Origin of the sequence: Bradyrhizobium sp. AUGA SZCCT0169 (assembly GCF_018130085.1) — a bacterium.
In the GTDB taxonomy this organism is placed as follows: domain Bacteria; phylum Pseudomonadota; class Alphaproteobacteria; order Rhizobiales; family Xanthobacteraceae; genus Bradyrhizobium.
In genome coordinates this window covers 17288-37395 of sequence record NZ_JAFCMC010000001.1, presented here as the reverse complement: position 1 = coordinate 37395, position 20108 = coordinate 17288, and the positions used below count along the sequence as shown (strand labels likewise).

Annotated in this window: 18 protein-coding genes; 7 read left to right on the top strand and 11 right to left on the bottom strand. The window is 61.0% G+C overall.

The features are described 5' to 3' along the window. Together JQ609_RS00175 and JQ609_RS00170 are read left to right on the top strand one after the other, a co-directional pair. Nucleotides 1–2319, top strand: coding sequence for a molybdopterin cofactor-binding domain-containing protein (locus JQ609_RS00175; protein ID WP_212207724.1), 2319 nt, complete (start codon nucleotides 1–3; stop codon nucleotides 2317–2319). Nucleotides 2320–2374: 55 nt separating this feature from the next. Beyond that, a complete protein-coding gene (locus JQ609_RS00170; RefSeq protein ID WP_249127498.1) occupies nucleotides 2375–2659 on the top strand; it encodes a hypothetical protein in 285 nt (94 codons plus the stop codon). Between the two features lie 68 nt (nucleotides 2660–2727). Here JQ609_RS00170 and JQ609_RS00165 read toward each other — a convergent pair whose 3' ends face one another. From JQ609_RS00165 to JQ609_RS00155, 3 genes are all read right to left on the bottom strand, one after another. Further along, nucleotides 2728–4458 carry a methanol/ethanol family PQQ-dependent dehydrogenase gene (locus JQ609_RS00165; RefSeq protein WP_212271596.1) on the bottom strand — a complete coding sequence of 577 codons (1731 nt, stop codon included), beginning with the start codon at nucleotides 4456–4458 and terminating at the stop codon, nucleotides 2728–2730. Between the two features lie 78 nt (nucleotides 4459–4536). After that, nucleotides 4537–5172 (bottom strand): ubiquinol-cytochrome c reductase iron-sulfur subunit, encoded by a 636-nt coding sequence (locus tag JQ609_RS00160; protein WP_212271595.1) that lies wholly within the window; start codon nucleotides 5170–5172, stop codon nucleotides 4537–4539. Nucleotides 5173–5299: 127 nt separating this feature from the next. Beyond that, nucleotides 5300–5635 (bottom strand): hypothetical protein, encoded by a 336-nt coding sequence (locus tag JQ609_RS00155; RefSeq protein ID WP_212271594.1) that lies wholly within the window; start codon nucleotides 5633–5635, stop codon nucleotides 5300–5302. Nucleotides 5636–5649: 14 nt separating this feature from the next. Here JQ609_RS00155 and JQ609_RS00150 point away from each other — a divergent pair, with 14 nt between their 5' ends. Beyond that, the gene (locus tag JQ609_RS00150; protein WP_249127496.1) at nucleotides 5650–6666 is read left to right on the top strand and encodes an RluA family pseudouridine synthase; all 1017 of its coding nucleotides are present in this window, start codon (nucleotides 5650–5652) and stop codon (nucleotides 6664–6666) included. A 214-nt stretch (nucleotides 6667–6880) separates the two neighbouring features. Further along, nucleotides 6881–7780, top strand: coding sequence for an RNA polymerase sigma factor RpoH (rpoH, locus tag JQ609_RS00145; protein WP_212207720.1), 900 nt, complete (start codon nucleotides 6881–6883; stop codon nucleotides 7778–7780). Nucleotides 7781–8166: 386 nt separating this feature from the next. Here rpoH and JQ609_RS00140 read toward each other — a convergent pair whose 3' ends face one another. From JQ609_RS00140 to JQ609_RS00115, 6 genes are all read right to left on the bottom strand, one after another. Continuing rightward, nucleotides 8167–8427, bottom strand: coding sequence for a type II toxin-antitoxin system RelE/ParE family toxin (locus tag JQ609_RS00140; protein ID WP_212271593.1), 261 nt, complete (start codon nucleotides 8425–8427; stop codon nucleotides 8167–8169). Continuing rightward, a complete protein-coding gene (locus JQ609_RS00135) occupies nucleotides 8424–8693 on the bottom strand; it encodes a hypothetical protein (protein WP_212207718.1) in 270 nt (89 codons plus the stop codon). The genes JQ609_RS00140 and JQ609_RS00135 overlap by 4 nt, the downstream gene beginning before the upstream one ends. Before the next feature lie 59 nt (nucleotides 8694–8752). Next, nucleotides 8753–9376, bottom strand: a complete 624-nt coding sequence (locus JQ609_RS00130; protein ID WP_212271592.1) for a peptidoglycan recognition family protein — start codon at nucleotides 9374–9376, stop codon at nucleotides 8753–8755. A gap of 39 nt (nucleotides 9377–9415) precedes the next feature. After that, nucleotides 9416–10633: a GGDEF domain-containing protein gene (locus JQ609_RS00125; protein WP_212271591.1), complete on the bottom strand. Its 1218-nt coding sequence runs from the start codon at nucleotides 10631–10633 to the stop codon at nucleotides 9416–9418. Between the two features lie 803 nt (nucleotides 10634–11436). Beyond that, entirely contained in the window at nucleotides 11437–12051 is a 615-nt protein-coding gene (locus tag JQ609_RS00120) for a LysE family translocator (RefSeq protein WP_192736709.1), read from the bottom strand. Nucleotides 12052–12186: 135 nt separating this feature from the next. Continuing rightward, nucleotides 12187–12582, bottom strand: a complete 396-nt coding sequence (locus JQ609_RS00115; RefSeq protein WP_212207715.1) for a response regulator — start codon at nucleotides 12580–12582, stop codon at nucleotides 12187–12189. A gap of 147 nt (nucleotides 12583–12729) precedes the next feature. Here JQ609_RS00115 and JQ609_RS00110 point away from each other — a divergent pair, with 147 nt between their 5' ends. Beyond that, a complete protein-coding gene (locus tag JQ609_RS00110) occupies nucleotides 12730–13608 on the top strand; it encodes an SDR family oxidoreductase (RefSeq protein ID WP_212271590.1) in 879 nt (292 codons plus the stop codon). A gap of 817 nt (nucleotides 13609–14425) precedes the next feature. Here JQ609_RS00110 and JQ609_RS00105 read toward each other — a convergent pair. After that, a complete protein-coding gene (locus JQ609_RS00105) occupies nucleotides 14426–15232 on the bottom strand; it encodes a lytic transglycosylase domain-containing protein (RefSeq protein ID WP_212271589.1) in 807 nt (268 codons plus the stop codon). 222 nt (nucleotides 15233–15454) lie between these two features. Continuing rightward, nucleotides 15455–16270, bottom strand: coding sequence for a lytic transglycosylase domain-containing protein (locus JQ609_RS00100; protein WP_212207712.1), 816 nt, complete (start codon nucleotides 16268–16270; stop codon nucleotides 15455–15457). A gap of 127 nt (nucleotides 16271–16397) precedes the next feature. On the opposite strand from JQ609_RS00100, the gene JQ609_RS00095 reads away from it, so the two are divergent. Both JQ609_RS00095 and JQ609_RS00090 read left to right on the top strand, forming a co-directional pair. Then, the gene (locus JQ609_RS00095) at nucleotides 16398–17339 is read left to right on the top strand and encodes an OmpA family protein (protein ID WP_212271588.1); all 942 of its coding nucleotides are present in this window, start codon (nucleotides 16398–16400) and stop codon (nucleotides 17337–17339) included. A gap of 151 nt (nucleotides 17340–17490) precedes the next feature. Beyond that, entirely contained in the window at nucleotides 17491–20100 is a 2610-nt protein-coding gene (locus JQ609_RS00090) for an ATP-binding protein (RefSeq protein WP_212271587.1), read from the top strand. The last annotated feature ends 8 nt before the right edge of the window (nucleotides 20101–20108 follow it).

The window sequence follows — 20108 nt, the reverse complement described above, 5'->3', positions numbered from 1 at the left end:
ATGAATATTCTCACCAATCCCAAAAAACTCCGTGGCTTTGAGCGGCATCTCAAGGTCGAGAACGTCTCCCGCCGCAGCATCCTGAAAGGCCTTGGCATCGCCGGCGGCTTCGCGCTCGCGGCGCCCGTGATGTCGCGCCCGGCTTTCGCCGCCTACGAGACCGGCGCAGGGGCGATGCCGCACGGCACCGTGGTCGATCCACGCGTGTTCGTCTCGATCGCGCCCGATGGCATCGTCACCATCATCGGCCACCGCGCCGAGATGGGAACCGGCGTGCGGACCAGCCTGCCGCTGATCGTCGCCGAAGAGATGGAAGCCGACTGGTCGCGCGTCCGGGTCCAGCAGGCGCCCGGCAACGAGGCCAAATACGGCAACCAGGATACCGACGGCTCGCGCAGCACGCGGCATTATCTGATGCCGATGCGCCAGATCGGCGCCTCGGCGCGCTCGATGCTGGAGGCCGCCGCCGCCAAGCGCTGGGGCGTGCCGGCGACCGAGGTGAAGGCCCGCAATCACGAGGTGGTCCACGCTGCGAGCGGACGCAAGCTTGGCTTTGGCGAGCTTGCCGCCGATGCCGCCAAGGAATCGGTGCCTGGCATCGAAGGCTTGAAACTGAAGGACCCGAAGGATTTCCGCTATCTCGGCAAGGGCCAGATCGGCATCGTCGACCTCAAGGACATCACCACCGGTAAGGCGCAGTACGGCGCCGATATTCGGCTGCCGGGCATGAAATACGCCGTCATCGCCCGCCCGCCGGTGACCGGCGGCAAGCTGAAGTCGTTCGACGCGGCGGACGCGATGAAGGTCTCCGGGGTCGAGAAGGTATTGGAGGTCAAGGGCTGGCCGTGGCCATCCAAATTCCAGCCGCTCGGCGGCGTTGCCGTGATCGCCCGCAACACCGGGGCGGCGATCAAGGGGCGCGACGCGCTGAAGATCGTCTGGGATGACGGCGCCAACGGCAAATACGACTCCGTCGCCTACCGGGCTTCGCTCGAGGAGGCCGCGCGAAAACCGGGGCTGGTGGTGCGCAAGGAAGGCGACGCCGAGGCGGCGTTGAAGAGCGCCGACAAGGTGATAACCGGCGAGTATTATTTGCCGCATCTGGCGCATGTCAGCATGGAGCCGCCGGTCGCGGTCGCCGACGTCAAAGGCGACAGGTGCGAGATCTGGGCGCCGGTGCAGAGTGCCGGCGGCACGCGCGAAGACGTCGCCAAGACGCTCGGCATCCCCGAAGCCAACGTGACCGTGAACGTTACGCTGCTCGGCGGCGGGTTCGGGCGCAAATCGAAATGCGATTTCGCGATCGAGGCGGCGCTGCTGTCGAAGGAACTCGGTGCACCCGTGAAGGTGCAATGGACGCGGGAGGACGATGTTCGTCACGGCTTCCTGCACACCGTTTCGCTGGAACGCATCGAGGCCGGGCTCGACAAGAACGGCAAGGTGATCGCGTGGCGGCACCGCAGCGTCGCCCCGACGATCGCTTCGACCTTCGCGGCCGGTGCGAAGCATGCGGCGCCGTTCGAACTCGGCATGGGACTGATCGACAATCCGTTCGAGATCGCCAACCTGCAATGCGAGAATCCGGAGGCCGCGGCGCATACAAGGATCGGCTGGTTCCGTGCGGTGTCGAACATCCCGCGCGCCTTCGCAGTCCAGTCCATGGTCGCCGAAATCGCTGCTGCGACCAAGCGCGACCCAAAGGACATGCTGCTGGAGCTGATCGGATCGCCGCGGCTCGTCAACCTGTCGTCGGTGAAGGACCCCTGGAACTATGGCGAGCCCTACGGCAGCTATCCGATCGACACCGCGCGCTTGCGCAAGGTGGTGGAGCTGGTCGCGGACAAGGGCGGCTGGGGACGGTCCGTGCCGAAGGGCCACGGGCTCGGCATCGCCGTGCACCGCAGTTTCGTCAGCTACATCGCGACCATCGTCGAGGTCGCCATTGACGACAAGGGCAAGCTCACAGTGCCGAGGGTCGATACCGCGATCGATTGCGGAACCTATGTCAATCCGGAGCGCATCGAATCCCAGATCGAGGGCGCGGCGATCATGGGATTGAGCCTTGCCAAATATGGCGAGATCACTTTCAAGGACGGCAAGGTGCAACAGGGCAATTTCGACGATTTCCCTGTGATCCGCCTGGACGAGTCACCGCTGGTGACCCACGTCTATATCGTGCCGCCGGGGCCCGATACGCCGCCCAGCGGCGTCGGCGAACCCGGCGTGCCGCCGTTCGCGCCGGCCCTGATCAACGCGATCTTCGCCGCCACCGGCAAGCGCATCCGCAGCCTGCCGATCGGCAAGCAACTGGAGGCGTGACAAGGAACGTTAAGGGGCCGAGGCCGTTTTCATCGATCTGACAGGAGCCAGGTCGATGAAAAGGTCGATGAAAGTCACGATGGTGAAGTTGGGGACGCTCGCGGCAGCCTTGCTGGCGAGCGTCCTTGTTTTTGACGTGCAGGCTGCGAGCGCCCAGACCAACACGGCGCCGGACGCAACGGCAACGCGGCCGGCGAAGACGCCGTCAGGCCAGACTTCGATTCCAAGCAGTGGGCCGGCCGCCACGACGACGCAAACCACCGGCGAAGCCAGCCGGGATCCGACCATCAAGCAGATGAACGAAACCGAAAAGTCGAAGGTCGATTCCAAAGGCAAATGACTTGAAATAAAAAGCGGCGGGGTTGAACCCGCCGCTTTCTACGCCACCCCCGTCGAACTGTTCGGCCCTTACTTCTTGACGGCGAACACCCAGACGACGCCGCCTTGCGGCACGTTGTTCTCGACACCCACATTGTTCTGGGTCGCGAGCGCGTCCTGGATGCGTTGCGCGTCCACGCCCCAGCCGGATTGCACGGCGATATATTGCGTGCCGTCGACCTCATAGGCGATCGGCATGCCCACGATGCCGGAGTTGGTCTTCTGCTCCCACAGCAACTCGCCCGTCTTGGCGTGGTAGGCACGGAACATCCGGTCGTTGGTGCCGCCAACGAAAACGAGATCTCCCGCCGTCGCGGTCACCGAGCCGAACAGTTGCGATTTGGGAAAGTTCTGCTGCCAGACCTTTTTCCCGGTGGCCGGATCCCACGCCTGCAGTTCGCCAAAATGATCGGCGCCGGGGCGAACCTTGAGGCCGATGTCCTCGGGCTTGGTGCCGAGCCAAAGCTGGCCCGCAACCAGCGGCACTTTCTCGCCGGTAAAGCCGCCGCAGAAATTCTCGTTGGCGGGCACGTAGACCAGGCCGGTCTTCTGGCTATAGGCCGCCGACGGCCAATCCTTGCCGCCCCACAGTGACGGGCAGAACTCGACCCGCTTGCCAATCACCGGCTTGTGCGCGGGATCGACGATCGGCCTGCCGGTCTCCGGCTCGATTCCCTTCCAGACGTCGGTGTGAACAAAGGGCCAGCCGCTGACGTAGTTGATCTTGTCCGCCTTGCGCTCGAGCACCCAGAAGATCGCGTTGCGGCCCGGATGAATCAGGCTCTTGATGGTGCGGCCGTCCTTTTGCAGGTCGACCAGCATCGGCGCCTCGACCTCGTCCCAGTCCCATGAATCGTTCTGATGGTACTGGAAGTATGTCTTTATCCTTCCGTTCTCGGGGGCGAGCGCGAGCACCGAGGTTGAGTAGAGATTGTCGCCGGGATGCGTATTGCCCGGCCAGGGTGCGGCATTGCCGGTGCCCCAATAGATGGTTTTGGTCTCGATGTCGTAGTTGCCGGTCATCCAGGCCGGCGCCCCGCCCGATTTCCAGTCGTCACCGCTCCAGGTTTCATGACCGGGTTCGCCGGGACCCGGAATCGTAAAGGTGCGCCACAGTTCCTTGCCGTTCTCGGCATCATAAGCGACAACATATCCGCGCACGCCGAACTCACCGCCGGAACCGCCGACGATCACCTTGCCGTCGACGATCAGCGGCATCAGCGTCAGGTACTGACCCTTCTTGTAGTCCTGAACCTTGGTGTCCCAGAGCACCTTGCCGGTCTTGGCGTCGAGCGCGACGACGTGATCGTCGGTTGTCGCAAGGTACAATTTGTCCTGCCACAACCCGACGCCGCGGTTGGTCGGATGCAATTGAAAGAGATCGTCAGGAAGCTGGCGCTTGTATCGCCAGTACTCGTCACCGGTCTTGGCGTTGAGCGCGATCACCTGCCCCGCCGGGGTCGCGACGAACATCACGCCGTTGTTGACGATCGGCGGCGCCTCATGGCCCTCGACCACACCGGTCGAGAAGGTCCATACCGGCGTGAGGTCCTTGACGTTCGAAGTGTTGATCTGGTCGAGCGGGCTGTAGCCCTGCCCGTCATAGGTCCGGCGATACAGCATCCAGTTGCCGGGTTCGGGCTTTTCGAGGCGGGCCGACGTCACCGGGCTGTACTTCTCGATCGGCCCCGCGCCGGCGGCGGCTGAGACAAGGCACGTGAATGCGACAGAGCTCGACAATAACCAATGCTTCGTGGTCATGAGACGCAACCTCCCTGTTTTGTTTTTTTTCATTCATTCCATGGTCGTGCGAATGCCCGATGCGGCTTCATCTTCGAGTCAGGTACCTACCTTTCCAATGAATGTTGCGGTGACGGTGAGCGCACCGTCAGAGATCGCTAGCGGAAGCGCCGCCAGGCGTCGCGGCGCTGGCCCGAACAGGACTTTTGCGCTTTCCCGCGGATCATATTCGGAGTTGTGGCAGGCACATTTGAACACGAGCTTGTCGCCCGACGCCTGTTTCACCCAGCCGGTGACGGGGCATCCCGTGTGCGAACAGATCAACGAATAGGCGACGATGCCGTCGGCGCTGCGTGATCGCGTGTCATCATCCAGTTCGGCTGGATCGAGCCTGACCACCAAAAGCTCGTTCAACCGCGAGCCCTTGCGGATCACGGCGGTCTTGGGATCCTTTGGCCACGCGCGCACGGGAGGCCCGCCAAGCTTCAAATCCTCGGGCTTGATGGCCTCACCGGCGTGGTCGCCTTCAGAGAACACCAGCGTGTCAGCTTTTTGCGGCCGCAGATTGCTGCCGGGCTGATCATCCTCCGCAACGGAGGGCTCTGGAGCAGCAAGACAGGCGCAAGTCGCAAGCGCCGTCAGCAGCATCGCACGCCGCGTTGAATCGGAAACCGCAGCATCGTGTTCAACGATGGTGTCGAGGGGAACCGCGGCGCTGGGGTTGGATTCCGACATGGCGCAAGCTGAGCGTGTAACTCAGCCAAAAAAATGGCGAGCGTCCAACTTGCCGGCGTTGCTGCTACGCGAAAAATCACCTTGCATTCTTAAGTTGAATTCGACGAGCGGCCGTTGATCGCTCCGCTCAGGGCTCGCTCACGAATTTCAGCTGCCCTACGGGTTTCAGCGTCTTTGCATCAAATGTGCGGATTTCGGTTACGCCGCCGATATCGAGGGTCACGACAAGCCGGTCGCCGGCGACGCCGGTGGACACGATACGGGCGCCTTTCGGCAAGCTCGCCGTGGTATCTGATATCGCTGAGGGGCTTCCCTCGCTGCGATAAAGACGATAGCCGATGGCGGTCAGGACGATGGCGACGGCGAGCGCCGAGGTCAGGCCTGCGATCAGCATCATCCGCCGCACCCGTGCAAACAGCGCGGCCTGCTCGGGGGTCGGTTCGGGCACAACGGTATCGGTCATACAAAGGCTCTTCTTTGGAACACGTCACGTCTTCGAATAACGGCGAGAGGCTGGAGGTCACGGTCGGCGGCGACGAGGGATCGCCCCGGCTCGACCGCGTGCTCGCGGTGCTTCGCCCGGAACTGTCGCGGTCACGCCTGAAGGCGTTGATCCTCGCCGGTTCCGTCACCGCCAAGGGCACCCCCATTCGCGACCCCGCTTATCATGTTGCCAAGGGCGATACGATCACAATCGACGTCCCGGAGGCCACCCCGCCCGAGCCAAAGGGCGAGGATATCGCGCTCGATATCGTCTTCGAGGATGAGGACATTATCGTCATCGACAAGCCTAAGGGCCTGGTCGTGCATCCCGCTGCCGGCCACGAAACCGGCACGCTGGTGAATGCGCTGATTGCCCATTGCGGCGCAAGCCTTTCCGGCATCGGCGGTGTCCGCCGCCCGGGCATCGTGCACCGGCTCGACAAGGACACGACAGGGTTAATGGTCGTCGCCAAAAACGACCGGGCTCACCAATCACTGACCGCCCAGTTCGCCGACCATGGCCGCACCGGACCGATGCAGCGCGGCTATCTGGCTTTTATCTGGGGTGTGCCGAACCGCCAGCGCGGCACGGTCAACGCGCCGATCGACCGGCATCCCTTTGCCCGCGAGAAAATGGCGGTGCGCGACAGCGGCCGTGAAGCAGTTACTCATTGGGAGCTGCAGGCGGCCTTCAATGGTCGGGACGGCAAACCTGTCGCCTCGCTCCTGGCCTGCCAGCTCGAGACCGGGCGGACCCATCAGATCCGGGTGCATCTTTCCCATATCGGCCATCCCCTGATGGGCGATGCGGTCTATGGCCCGCACTTCAAGACCAAGGCCGGCCAGCTCGGGCCCGGAGGTCGGGCGGCCCTGGCCGCCCTCGACCGGCAGGCCCTACATGCCTACCTGCTTGCCTTGGAACACCCAAGGACAGCGGAATTTTTGCACTGGGAAGCGGCTTTGCCGGAGGATTTGCTTCTCCTGCGACAGACGCTGGAAGCGGCCGTATGACGCAGGCCCTTCAGAAAAATGTTGTTATGACAATAGGTTATGGCTGCCACACGGGGACGTGACGTCAGCATTCCTTCCCTATTTGTTCGTTTTCGGCTATGTTGCACCTGCGCTGAATATCCAGCGCGGAACATCGCAGCCTGGTCGGCTTTAACACAGCGATCACCTGCCGGGCCCGCCGCTATCGGGGGCCTGAACCACTGGAGGGCGCTCAATGGCCCGTACAGCTACGTTGCCGGTTCTCAATGGAGAATCCGGCCTTTCTAGATACCTCGCCGAGATCCGCAAATTTCCGATGCTGGAACCCCAGCAGGAATACATGTTCGCCAAGCGTTGGCGCGAACATGACGATCGCGACGCGGCACACCACCTTGTCACCAGCCATCTCCGGCTCGTCGCCAAGATCGCCATGGGCTATCGCGGCTACGGCCTGCCTATTTCCGAGGTCGTCTCGGAAGGCAATGTCGGCCTGATGCAGGCGGTCAAGCGGTTCGAACCCGAAAAGGGCTTCCGACTCGCTACCTACGCCATGTGGTGGATCAAGGCGTCAATACAAGAGTACATTCTGCGTTCCTGGTCGCTCGTGAAAATGGGCACCACCGCGAACCAGAAGAAGCTGTTCTTCAACCTGCGCAAGGCGAAGAGCAAGATCTCCGCGCTGGACGAGGGCGATCTCCGCCCCGATCAGGTGGCGATCATTGCCAAGCGCCTCGGCGTGACGAATCAGGACGTGATCGACATGAACCGCCGCCTCGGTGGCGACGCGTCGCTCAACGCTCCGATCCGCGACGACGGTGAAGCCGGCGAATGGCAGGACTGGCTGGTCGATAACTCGCCCAACCAGGAAGCCATCATGGCTGAACACGAGGAGTTCGATCATCGCCGCCAGGCGCTGAACGGCGCCATCGGTGTGCTCAACCCGCGCGAACGCCGCATCTTCGAGGCGCGGCGTCTGGCGGAAGAGCCGATGACGCTGGAAGACCTCGCCGCCGAATTCGGCGTGTCGCGCGAGCGCGTGCGGCAGATCGAGGTCCGCGCTTTCGAGAAGGTGCAGTCGGCCGTCAAGGGCACGATCGCCAAGCAGGAAGCCGCCGTGCTCGAAGCCGCGCACTAATTTCGCGGTCAAGGCAATGAACGACGAAAGCCGGCGGCAACGCCGGCTTTTTGTTGTTTGGTAGTTCAACGTTCGCGGTGTCGTCCTCCGCGAAAGCGGGGGACCCAGTACGCCGCGGCGGTCATGATATGTCGCGCGATAATCGCGGCCTCTGGAATACTGGATCGGCCGGTCATAGGCGGAGCGGAAGCGACGCCGTTCTTCGAACGGCTATGCCGGACGATGACAGCAGAGTTCAATAACACGTCCGCAAATAATCCGGGATGCTGGTCGACTGGTTCAGCCTGCTCCAGTCATTGGGATCACCACCAATCAGCGCGGCCGCCCGGCCTGATCAGCCGCATCTTCCAATGGATGGCGAAGCCGGTTTGAGGAGCGCAAGCATTTCAATCTCGTGCTTCCCGAGCGTGAAATACCCGCAGCATGACCAAGCGTTTTACATAGGCTGCACCGAGACCCTGCAACACGATCTGGCGATATTCTTCTCTGCCCGCAATCGGTCGCCCAAGCTTTGGGTGTTCCGATAGAACTTGCACCTTGTCGACGATCTCGCGAGCCACGATTGCGGCGAACGCAGGATGCTCGATCAAGAATTCAGCAAAGCGGTCGAGATCGGCGAGGGCGGCGTCCGACCATTCCAACCTCATCGATTGCGCCAGCTCCGGAACGCTGGCGTACCCCAAGTCTGAAGCCACTGTACGACGTCATCGTTCGATACAACTGAATCTTGTGTCTCAAACGCTTGCCAGCGACGATCCAGCTCCGCCACCTCGTCGACATCGGCCTCGACGGGGCTGACGGCAAGCGTCGCCAGTTCGGCAACCAGCTCGGGCACGGTTACACCCCGCTCCGCTGCCCGCCTCTTCAGCGCCGTCGCAGTGCTATCATCGATTTCGATCGTCTCGGTTTTCATGCCTAATATGATAGCCCAAATCGCGCTCTTGATCCATACTTCGCTGGCTGCCAAAATCCCTACTCGCCCCACTCCCGCGCCAGCTTTGCAAGCTCGCAGCCTTCGCAATACCGGGCGTCCTTGAAGTCGATCCAGTTATGCGCATAGACCTGCGTCAGCGGGATGCCGTAACGCGCGCGCAGCACCTTGACCAGGATGCGCCACGCCGCCACCTGCGCCTCGGTGGGGCCGCGCGTCACGTCGGGAAAATTGCCGGCGAATTCCACGCCGACCGAATTGTTGCCGACCACCTGACGAAAGGTCGGGCGGTTGTCGATGTATTTGTTGTCGTTGCGATTGCCGCCGTCGCCATGGGTCGGCACCAGATTTTCCGGCACCGCCCAGTACACGGTGCCGTCGGTTTCGACCCAGACCATGACGCCTCGCCGCGTCGGATTTTTGGACTGCGCCTGTGCCCCGCCACGGGCCGAGCCGGCCGGGCCTTCGGTCTGGTGCACGATGATGTTGCGCCAGGGATGCGCCTTTGCAAGGTCGCCCCATGGCGCCAGCCAGACCATCTTCAATCCCGGAATCTCGGGCGTGCCGGACGATCGCGCGATGGTGGCGAGGTCAGGCGTTTGGGCGGATGCGGGAAGAGCGAGCGCGATGGCGCAGAGCGCAATCGCAAGGCGGCGGAGATTCATACGCTAGGGATCCAATGACGATCCCTTGAGTAACATGCTTCAGGCGCGCTTGCGCAAGCTCGCATCCGCCAGCACGGATATTTCGATCCCGGGCGCCAGCGGCGGCGCGGGCTCGTAGGTCGCAAAGCAGTTTCGGCCACCCTTCTTGGCGTCGTAGAGCGCGTGGTCGGCGGCCGCGATCAGACGGTCGGGGAACGCCCCCATCTCCCGGGTCCATTGTGCGACGCCGATCGAGACCGAGATCGGAATATCCTTGCCCATGCATTGTTCGGCATCGGCGCGGCATACTTCCAGCACCCGGCGCGCGATCATCGCGCCCTCGCGCAAGGTCGAGGACGGCAGCACGATGCAGAACTCGTCGCCGCCCGACCGCGCCAGCATGTCGCCGGGGCGCAGGCGGGTTTGCGCCATCAGGGTGAAATGCTGCAGGCAGGCGTCGCCGGCGGCATGACCGTAGGTGTCGTTGATGCCCTTGAATCCGTCGAGGTCGATCACCAGCAACGCGAACGGCTGGTTGCTGCGCTCCGAGCGCGCGCATTCCTCAGTCAGGCGCTGCACCAAATGGCGGCGGTTGCCGACGCCGGTGAGGTCGTCGAGCAACGCCAGATCGGCGACTTCATTGCGCAGATGGTCCATCGCCATCAGCAGGAAGCCGAAATTCAGCGCCATCGACAGAAATACCATAACCAAAATCACGCCCGACTGCACCGGGCTGAAATGCATGTAGTTGACGTTGCCGACGATGCCGCCGACCAGCCGGATGCCGTAAATGGCGATGATGAGGCTGGCGACGATGGCCGCCAGCCGCGCGCCCGGATTGACGCGGCCCTGCTGCGGGGTCAGCAGCAGTTTGACGCTCAGCGCCAGCGGAAGAACCTGGGCGATGGTGAAGATGGTGATGCGCGCCGGCGCGCTGTCATAGGCGAAGACGAAAAAGGAAAGGCCGGCGAAGCTCAGCCCCAGGACCAGCCAGGTGGCGCGCCACGACACTGGTTTCTCGAAGAATTTCTGAACGCCCATCGCGGCAAGGCAGAGGGCTGCGATCATCGCGGTGCCGGCGATCAGCAGCGGCCAGAGTGCGTCGGTCACGACGCGCAGCATGGCGACGGCCGCGCCTGTGGCAGCCATGAAGGAAGAGGCGGTCCAGTACCGCGCCGCATAGAAGGACGGATAGCTGCGGATCACGTAGGCCCAGATCAGGCCCAGCGCGAGAAAATTGATGACGAACACCGTCCACAGCGTCGGAACGCTCAGCATCGCGTGCCCGGGACGTCTGCGGCCCCGTCTCCCCTGTTAGATCGCCCCAGTAAATCGCTCAAGGCTTTCACCTCCGCGGGCGTTTCCCCGATCGACAATCCCCGTTGTCTTACGGACAAGGTGCGCCCTGCTCGCTTAACGGACTCTCACCGTCGCCGGGTAATCAATACCGTGGTTTTAAATTGATGAAGAGCGCGCGCGTTGGGGCATCGTTAAGCATGATGCGCGCGGCGCGATCGGCGCTACCGAATGGCATTTCGGCGGAAAAGCACGTCAAAATGCATAACAGCTGTGGATAACGTGATGACGGCGACGTGACAGCACGCGGCATCGCACCGCGAATCTGTTGCAATTGATCTTGAGGATGTTGCGAGGTTGGCCCTCCGCCAAGCATGCCTCGGAGTCGCGTTTCAATCCATTAAAACCTTGAGAGGATTTACTATGGCTAAGAAAGCGAAGAAGGCGAAAAAGGCGAAGAAGGCGAAGAAGGCCAAGTCGAAGAAGTGAATTTTGGCCCGGGTGGGGCGCTCAGTTCCGCCCGGGCTTCCACCTTCGAGACTTCACTTTCAAGGCTTCACTTTCAAAACTTCACTTTCAAGGCTTCCACCTTCAAGCCTCTACGTACGTTCAAGGCTTCCACTTTCAAGCCTCCCAATTGCAAAACCATCGATTTCGAAAGCAGCGGGCTTCGGGCCCGCTTTTTATTTCCGGGGTCATCGTCCGGCTTGACCGGGCGATCCAGTACACACCGACAGACCCTGAGTACTGGATGCCCCGGTCAAGCCGGGGCATGACGAAAACATCTATCTCTCCGCGAACGCCAGCTTCGCGCCCAGCGCGGCAAATCCCGCCGCAAAGCTGCGGCGCAGCCAGGCCATCACCCTGGGCCGGGTGATGACGCGGTCGCGGACGCCGGCCGCGAACAGGCCGTAGATCGCGAACACCGCAAACGTCATCGCCATGAAGACCCCGCTCAATTCCAGCATCCGCGCCAAAGGATAGGCCTCGTCTACCGCGATGAACTGCGGCAGGAAGGCGAGGAAAAAGATCGAGAGCTTTGGGTTGAGGATGTTGATCAGCACCGCCGTGACGATCACCCGCCGGCTCGATCGGCCCGGCGCCGGCCGGGCGTCGATCGCAAGCGCGCCGGTTTCGCGCAGCGCCTGCCAGGCCATAAAGAGCAGATAGACCACGCCGCACCATTTCAACACCGCGAACGCCAAAGCGCTGGTATGCAGCACGGCGGCAAGCCCGAGCATCGCCGCCAGCATCTGCGGCAGGATGCCGAGCGTGCAGCCGAAGGCTGCGGCGATCGAGGCGCGGCCGCCTTGCGTCAGCGCCACCGCCAGCGTGTAGAGCACGCCGGTGCCGGGCGATGCGACCACGATCAGCGTGGTGAGCAGGAAGGACCATGTCATCAATCAGACCCCATTGGCTGCGAAATGCGGCGCCGATCGGCCATATCATGGCGCGGCCGGTTGCGAAAGCAGCGCATCCGCCAAGACGTGGATGGCCGGGTCAAGCCCGGCCATGACAGATGATGGGGGCGGCCACTACGCCTCGCCCATCCGGCTCCAGGCGATCGACATCCTTTCCGCCTCGCGGATCACGTCGAGCGGCGCCCAGGGCTTCGCCCAGAATCGGGCGCCATCCGGCAGCTTCTGCCGCAGCGGTTTGCCCGAGGTGACGATCACATCGATGTCCGGATTGAATCGTTTGGCGACATGCGCGAGCTCCACGCCGTTCTTGTGGCCGGCGAGCTGGACGTCGGTCATCATCAGGACGAGGCTCGCCCCCGCCTCCTCCAGCACCAGTTCGGCGGCCTCCGCGCTTTCGCACTCGATCACGTCCATGTCGCTTTCTTCCAGCAACAGGCAGATCATTTCCCGCTGCATCGGATCGTCTTCGACAACGAGTGCGGTCGCCCGGAAGGGTTTTGATTGTCCCATAATTCGCCTCCCTGAATGGGTATTCATCAACCTGACGGGGGTTAAAGCGGAATATCGCTTTATGTTCGGTTCCAATTTGCGAAAGATGCGGGAACCCGCATTGCTGCGCGGCCTGTCTGTTTTCTCATCTGTTGGAGCCACCCTCGCATGACTGCCATCAATGGATCGGCCGCCGCCGTAACCGGCGCGGCCAGCGGCATCGGCCGCGCTTTGGCGCTTGAACTGGCCGCGCGCGGCTGCGACCTGGCGCTCGCCGATCGCGACGAGGCCGGGCTGCAGCAGGTCGCCGCCGAGATCGCCAAGACCGAGATCGCCAAGGCCGGGATCACCAAGGCGAACCAATGCAAGGTCTCGACGCACCGCGTCGATGTCGGCGAGCCCGGGCAGATCGCGGAATTCGCTGAAGCGGCCAGCGCCGCGCATCCCAGGCTGAACATCGTGATCAACAATGCCGGCGTCGCATTGCTCGGCCAGTTCAGCGAGATCGAACAGGCGCAGATGGACTGGCTGTTCAACATCAATTTCTGGGGCACGGTGCACGGCACGCGCGCATTCCTGCCGATTTTGGCAAAACAGCGCGAGGCGCATATCGTCAATCTCTCCTCGATCTTCGGCATCATCGCACCGCCCGGCCAGACCGCCTATTGCGCGGCGAAGTTCGCCGTGCGCGGTTTTTCGGAAAGCCTGCGGCATGAGCTCGCGATGGCGAACAGTTCAGTGCGATTGTCTGTGGTGCATCCCGGCGGCGTCGCCACCAACATCGCGCGCAACTCCCGCACCGGCACCGGCGTCACCGATAATGCCCGCCGCGCGCAATCGATCGACCGCTTCGATGCGGTGGCAAAGACGACGCCTCCGGCGGCGGCGCAGCGCATCATCCTCGGCATCGAGAAAAACCAGCCGCGGATTCTGATCGGCAACGATGCGTGGTACATGGATCTCCTGCAGCGCTTCCGCCCGGCGACGTATTGGCCGGTGCTGGCCAAGCGGCTGGAAAAGGCGATGAGCGCGGGGAAGGTTTCGTAGCTCGCCACACATTCGGTGTCGTCCCGGCCTTGAGCCGGGACCCATACGCCGCGGCAGTCGTTGTTTGCAGAAGGTCACTAACGCCGGCGATCTAACCGATGGGCCGCGGCGTATGGGTCCCGGGTCAAGCCCGGGACGACGTGGATAGGTTTGTCGCAAAACACACCCTCACCTTCTCGCGTCGCACAGCGACCGAGGTTTTCAAATTCGTTCCGCCCTCTCAAAATCCAGAGGGCGCAGGGAATGCCGGATGCGCGCTGCACCCGCGGTCTCGTGTGCGATTGTGCACAAAGAATGCTGCACACGAGCATACAGGGCAGCGGAGAGCATCCGACATTCCCTGCGCAATGGCTTTACGGCTTATAACGCGCTCTCCCCGGTGAGACGGCCTCTATTGCCACCGTCGCCCCTCGGAAGCGTTAGCTCCCGAAAGACTTGACGCCGTTACGGGCGTCAGGACCACACGCTTTCGCCGTACGCTTCAGCCGCGACCGTCAATCGCAACCTCAGCGTCCACCGCATCCCCGCCCCTCGTCATGACGACGGCCGACGTCCCTCGGAATGGGACGGGATGGCTGAGAATGTGCAGGTGATTTGGGTCGAAGGAAAGCCGAATATTTTCGATTTTCGGAAATTTTGTACTTGACACGATTTCCGAAAAGCGGAAGTGAATTGTCCGTCGGGTTGATTTGCACCCTAGCCGCCATTGCGAGCGGATCGTAGGGTGGGTTAGCGCAGCGTAACCCACCGCGTGGGGGCGAAGATGGTGGGTTACGGCTTCGCCTAACCCACCCTACGCAGTAGCGATTGCCGCGACCTACCGCCCCGCCAGCTGATCCGCAAAAAACCCGATCGTCTTGCGATAGATCGTGGCTCTGTTCCATTCGCGCATCGCCTCGAAGTTCGGCGTGCCTTCGCTGTAGGGCGCGCCGGGTTTGAAGCCGGAGACGTGCAGCAGATTGGCGGTCGAGGCGAGCACGTCGGGGACGCTGTGGCGCAGATCGACGTGGCCGTTGCCGTCGAAATCGACGCCGTATTTGATGTAGGACGACGGCAAAAATTGCGTCTGGCCGATCTCGCCGGCGAAGGCGCCGACCATGTCGCGCAGCGGCAGGTCGCCGCGCTGCACGATCTTCAGCGCAGCGATCAGTTCGCCCTGGAACAGTTCGGTGCGCCGGCAATCATGCGCCATGGTCGCGAGGGTGCGGACGACCGGCATCTTGCCGACGTCGCCCTTGCCGAAATCGGATTCCAGCCCCCAGATCGCGACAAGGATCTCCGGCGGCACACCGTACTGCTTCTCGATCCGCGACAGCAGCGAGGCGTGCTTCAGCAGCATCTGCCGTCCCATCTTGATCCGCCCGGGCCCGACGCGGGTCGAGACATATTGCTCGAAGGTCTTGTTGAAGGTGCCGCGCTGGCGGCGGTCGAAGGCCAGCACCGCGGGATCCTGCGTCACGCCTGCGAGCGCCTGCGAAATCACACCCTGCGAAACGCCGGCGGCAGCGGCCTCCTGCGATATCGCCGCCACGAAGGTGTTGAAATCGCCGCCGCAGCGGGCGGCGTGAGCGGGGCCGGCGGCAATGACGGCGCCGAACAAAACGGCCAGACAAAACTTGAGCATGCGAATCCCTTGTAGCGTCGAGGTTGTGCCGATCATGCCATGAGATGAGGGTGCGGAGCTAATTTTCGTCGTCCCGGCGAAGGCCGGGACCCATACGCCGCGGCCATCGTTGTTAGCAAAGGAAGATAACGATCAGCGTGCAAACCAATTACCGCCGGTGGCTATGGGTCCCGGGTCAAGCCCGGGACGACAGCTTTATTTGTGGTTCACACTACACCACCCCTACTCACTCCCCCCGTCGATCTGCCGGCCCATCAGCGCAATCGCCTTCTGATAAACCCCCGCGGCGTTCCAGGCCTGGATGGCGGCGAAGTTGGGTTCGCCTGGCTGGTAGCCGGCGCCGGCGCGCCAGCCATGGGCTTTGAGGAAATTCGCCGCCGAGGTCAGCGCGTTGGCGGAGTTCTCGAGATTGCCGGTGCCGTAGGCCAAAATGGCTTTTGGCATGAACTGGGTCTGGCCGACTTCGCCGTGCATGGAGCCGCGCTGGTTCGGCGACAGCACGCCGCGATCGATCAATTGCAGCGCCGCGTAAAGGTGCTCGGTGAAGTAGGCGGTGCGTCGGCAGTCGTAGGCCAGCGTCGTGATCGAGGAGAGCATGTTCTGGTTGCCGCGCACGGCGCCAAAACCGGTCTCCATGCCCCAGATCGCGAGCAGCGGTCCCGGCGGCACGCCGTAACGCTGCTGAATGGAAGAAAACAGCGCGGCCTGCGAATTCTTCAATTGACGCCCCTTGGCGACGATCGCGTTGGCGCCGCGCTTGGCGAGGAATTGATCGAGCGTCAGCTGAAAGCTGCGCTGGCCGCGATCGGCGTTGATGGTCGCCTGCGCGTAATTCGTCGCCATCATGGCCTGGACGGTCGCGGCGCTGATGCCCTTGGCGCGGGCCTCGCCGGCGAACGACTGCTTCCAGGCCTCGAAGCCGGCGGCGGAGTTGCCGCATTGCGCGGCATTGGCTTGCGAGAAGGATGCCAGGAAAACGGCAAGAAAAACGGCCAGAACAAGGGAGCAGAAGGCAAAGGCATGGCGAAAGAAGTACATGGGAAACCATCTTTGGTGTGGGCGCCGGAATATCAGGCCTGCTTCTAGCACGTCTGCCGCCGCGCTTCGAGCGTTGCGGCAGGGCCGCCTGGCCGGTATCTTTCCCAAAAATGCAGAGATTTTCCGGATGGCCCTTCCCCACGAGATCATCAAGCCGCTCCTCGTTCTGCTCACCTTGTCGCTCGCGCCGGCCGCGGCCCTGGCGCAGACCCGCGATGTCGCGGGCTCGAAGGATTTCCCCGGCATCGGCCGTTTCGCCGGCAGCGTGATATCGGGACACCAGGTGAAGAATTTCGATGTCGCGCGCATGCAGGCCGCCCCCTTCAAGGACGGCAAGCCATCGGATACGCCGCGCCTCGAAGGTCGCATCACCCGCATCGCCTATCGCTCTGCTCCCGGCCCATCGATCGTCGAGGTATCGCGGAATTTCGAGACCCAACTGACAAAGGCCGGATTCGAGACGCTGCTGAGCTGCGACACCGAAGCCTGCGGCGGCATTCCCTTCACCGAGGCGATCGAGGCGCTGCCGATCCCGCAGATGTGGGTGGACGGCTTCAACTATCGCTACCATGCGGCGCACAAGCGCGAGAACGGACGCGAGACCTATGCCAGCGTCATCGTCAGCGAGAACAACCGCGATATCTACGCGCAGCTCACGATCGCCGAGACAGGCGCGATCGAGAACAAGATGGTGGATGCCACTGTCATGGAGAAGGGCCTGCGCGAAACCGGCCGCGTCGCGCTCTATGGCATCTACTTCGACACCGACAAGGCGATCATCCGGCCCGAGAGCCGCCCCACCCTCGAACAGATCGCAAAACTGCTGGCCTCGCAGGTCGCGCTCAGCGTCTTCATCGTCGGCCACACCGACAGCCAGGGCCCCTACACCTACAACCTCGACCTGTCGCGACGCCGCGCCGAAGCGATCGCCGAAGAACTGGTGAAGAACTATCATATCGGCGCGCCGCGGCTGCGCACGGCGGGTGTCGCGCATTTGTCGCCGGTGGGGTCGAATGCGAGTGAGGCGGGGCGGGCGTTGAATAGAAGGGTGGAGTTGGTGGCGCCGTGAAGGGACGAGCGTCGACCCAACGGATGCGATTGATCCTGTGTTCGCCAGCCACTTTACAAGTGACATCGGGTTTAGGGAACACCATACTGCCTACGCGTACTAGTTGAGTCTAGTGCAGCAAGGCCAAAAAGGCTTATGGAAACAATGATCGATGAGCAAACCCTTTCAAAAGCCAGCCCTTTGGATTCGTACGTTTGAACAGGTAAGACCAGAAGATGCTGATAAGGCTGCGCGTCTCCAAACATCTTTCGTGATTTTCCGCGAACGCACCGCCGCGGTCCTCGAAAAGATTGCGCAGTCACTTCCCAATTTGACAGTCCACGACATAACTCACATCGACGCGTTGTGGGAAGTCTCCGACCTCGTTGCGGGCCCTACCTATCCTTTAAACCCGATGGAGGTATTCGTGTTGGGTGGAGCGATGCTCCTTCACGATGCTGCGCTTTGCTTCGATGCGTTTGAAGACGGGCTAGAAGGCATCAGAAAGACTGTGCACTGGAGCGACGCTTTTGCCCTAGAACAAGAAAGAAACAAAGAACGAGATACGCGACAGCCGACGTCGGCGCTCGAAACTGCCGCCGACTTTAGCGTGGTGAGGCTGTTGCATGCCGATCAAGCATCCAACCTAGTTGATCGCGCGTGGACCGACCCCGATACGTCTAATCAGATATTTTTGATCGACGACATCGAGCTAAGGAAGCGCTTTGGTTCGATCATTGGGCAAATTGCTGCGAGCCATAACTGGAACATCGAAGATGTACAATCGCGCTTGCCGAACCAGATCAACGCACCAGGCGATTGGCCAGGCGATTGGCGCATTGATCCAATCAAGCTCGCATGTATTTTGCGCTGTGCTGATGCGGCGCACATAGACAATCGAAGAGCTCCGGATTACCTACATGCATTGACGCGACGCGAGGGAATTTCCCTTAAGCATTGGAAAGCGCAAAATTGGCTCGCACGCGCCGACCTAGATCAATCCGATCGCTCCGGCACCACCCTGGCATTCACGTCCAATCGCGACTTTCAGGCAGGCGATGCGGAGGCATGGTGGATTGCCTACGATGCCATCCGACTCGTCGACAAGGAGATTCGTCAATCCAACGCCCTGTTAGGATCCAGACATCAACGTGAGATATCTCCTGAATTCCGTATTCAGAACGTTGCGGGCGTATCCTCTCCAGAAGCGATGGGAACATTTTTGCGAACGCAGGGATGGAAGCCTTGGCACGCAGAACTTCACGTTGGTAATATCGAGCGCCTTGTTAAAAATCTAGGAGGACAGAACCTCTATGGGGGCGAGGATAAAGCCGAGCACTTCGCCATCGTTTTACGCGAACTGCTTCAGAACGCGCGAGATGCTATCGCTGCTCGCAAAAAATTAGATCAGGGATATGCCGGAAGAGTAAGAGTTCGCCTTGTTGACCAGGATCAGTCCCCAGCGATTTTGGAGGTCATAGACGATGGGATAGGAATGTCCCAACGGGTGCTGTCTGGACCACTTCTCGACTTCCGAAGCTCATTCTGGAAATCCGACTTGCTAAACGAGGAATTTCCCGGTCTCCGATCATCTGGATTTGGTTCAGTTGGTCGTTATGGAATCGGTTTCTATTCGATATTTATGATCGCTGATTCGGTCAAAGTTTCGAGTCATCGTTGGGACAGAGGTTTGGACACTGTTGCGTCAATAAGTTTTCCGAAAGGTCTGACCTTACGGCCTATTTTTTCGACTGGAGCGAACAGTGAATTCAATAGCTCGATTTCCACAATTGTAACTTGCACGCTAAAATCCATAAATGATGGACGTCCAAGTGAATGGATTTTCAAGCGTTCCCCCAAACAAGAATTACACGTGCCCTTTGTCGATTTTGTTAGCCGGCTAGTATTGGGATTGGATATTCCGGTCGACGTTAGTGTAAATAACGGCGATTGGATAAGAGCTCACGAACCAGTAGAGGAAATTGTTAAATCCGACGACGCGAAGTTTAACTGGTTGAACAACGTCACTCTCGCGAAATACTTGCCGGCGGCTGGTTTTGATGCGGAGGAAGTATCCAAGCGACTACGGCCTCTTTATGTGGACGGAGCCCTGGTTGGACTTGCAGCTCTGAGTCTTGAGCTAACAAACGCGCCCTTCTTGACTGGTGGTTTAGCTGCAGTCGGCGGATTCTTAGCAGGCGGATATAAAAACCCCAACGGGCAGCAAAGTTACATCGGATATCTTGATCAATTTCCGAATTCTGCAAAAAGGGAGCCAGGAATCCGCGTTGCACCTCAGTCGATTTTACACCAATGGATCGTTGATCAACTCGAATTGCTCGGCAAACGGGCTGACGAGCCATCGCGAAGGCTTGCCCTAACAAATCACCTCTGCGACTTCGATTTTGACCCTACTCCATATATGCTAGCGCTTTTTTTTAAGGGGCAGCAGCGGTTCACATTGTCTATCGATCAGATATTTGAATTTTTGAAGTCGGAACCTATTGCCTTATTTAAGTGGGGCATAATGGATCATGTCGATATGTACGTACAGCAGAACGCGTACGAGAATTACATGACATTTAGGCCAGTTGGAAATAGCCCCTTCTTGTCGCTCGAACTCGAGGGTTCTGTTCCAAAAAATCCAAATAGCTTTATTGGCTGCTTATACAGGTACGCTTCAAGAGGTGGGAGGTCCCTAAAATTTGAAACTCGTCCGACGACGATCCATAGTATCTCGGGTTCAACGGATGTGGTTATTGTGACCTTGACGATGCCTTGACCCGCCGA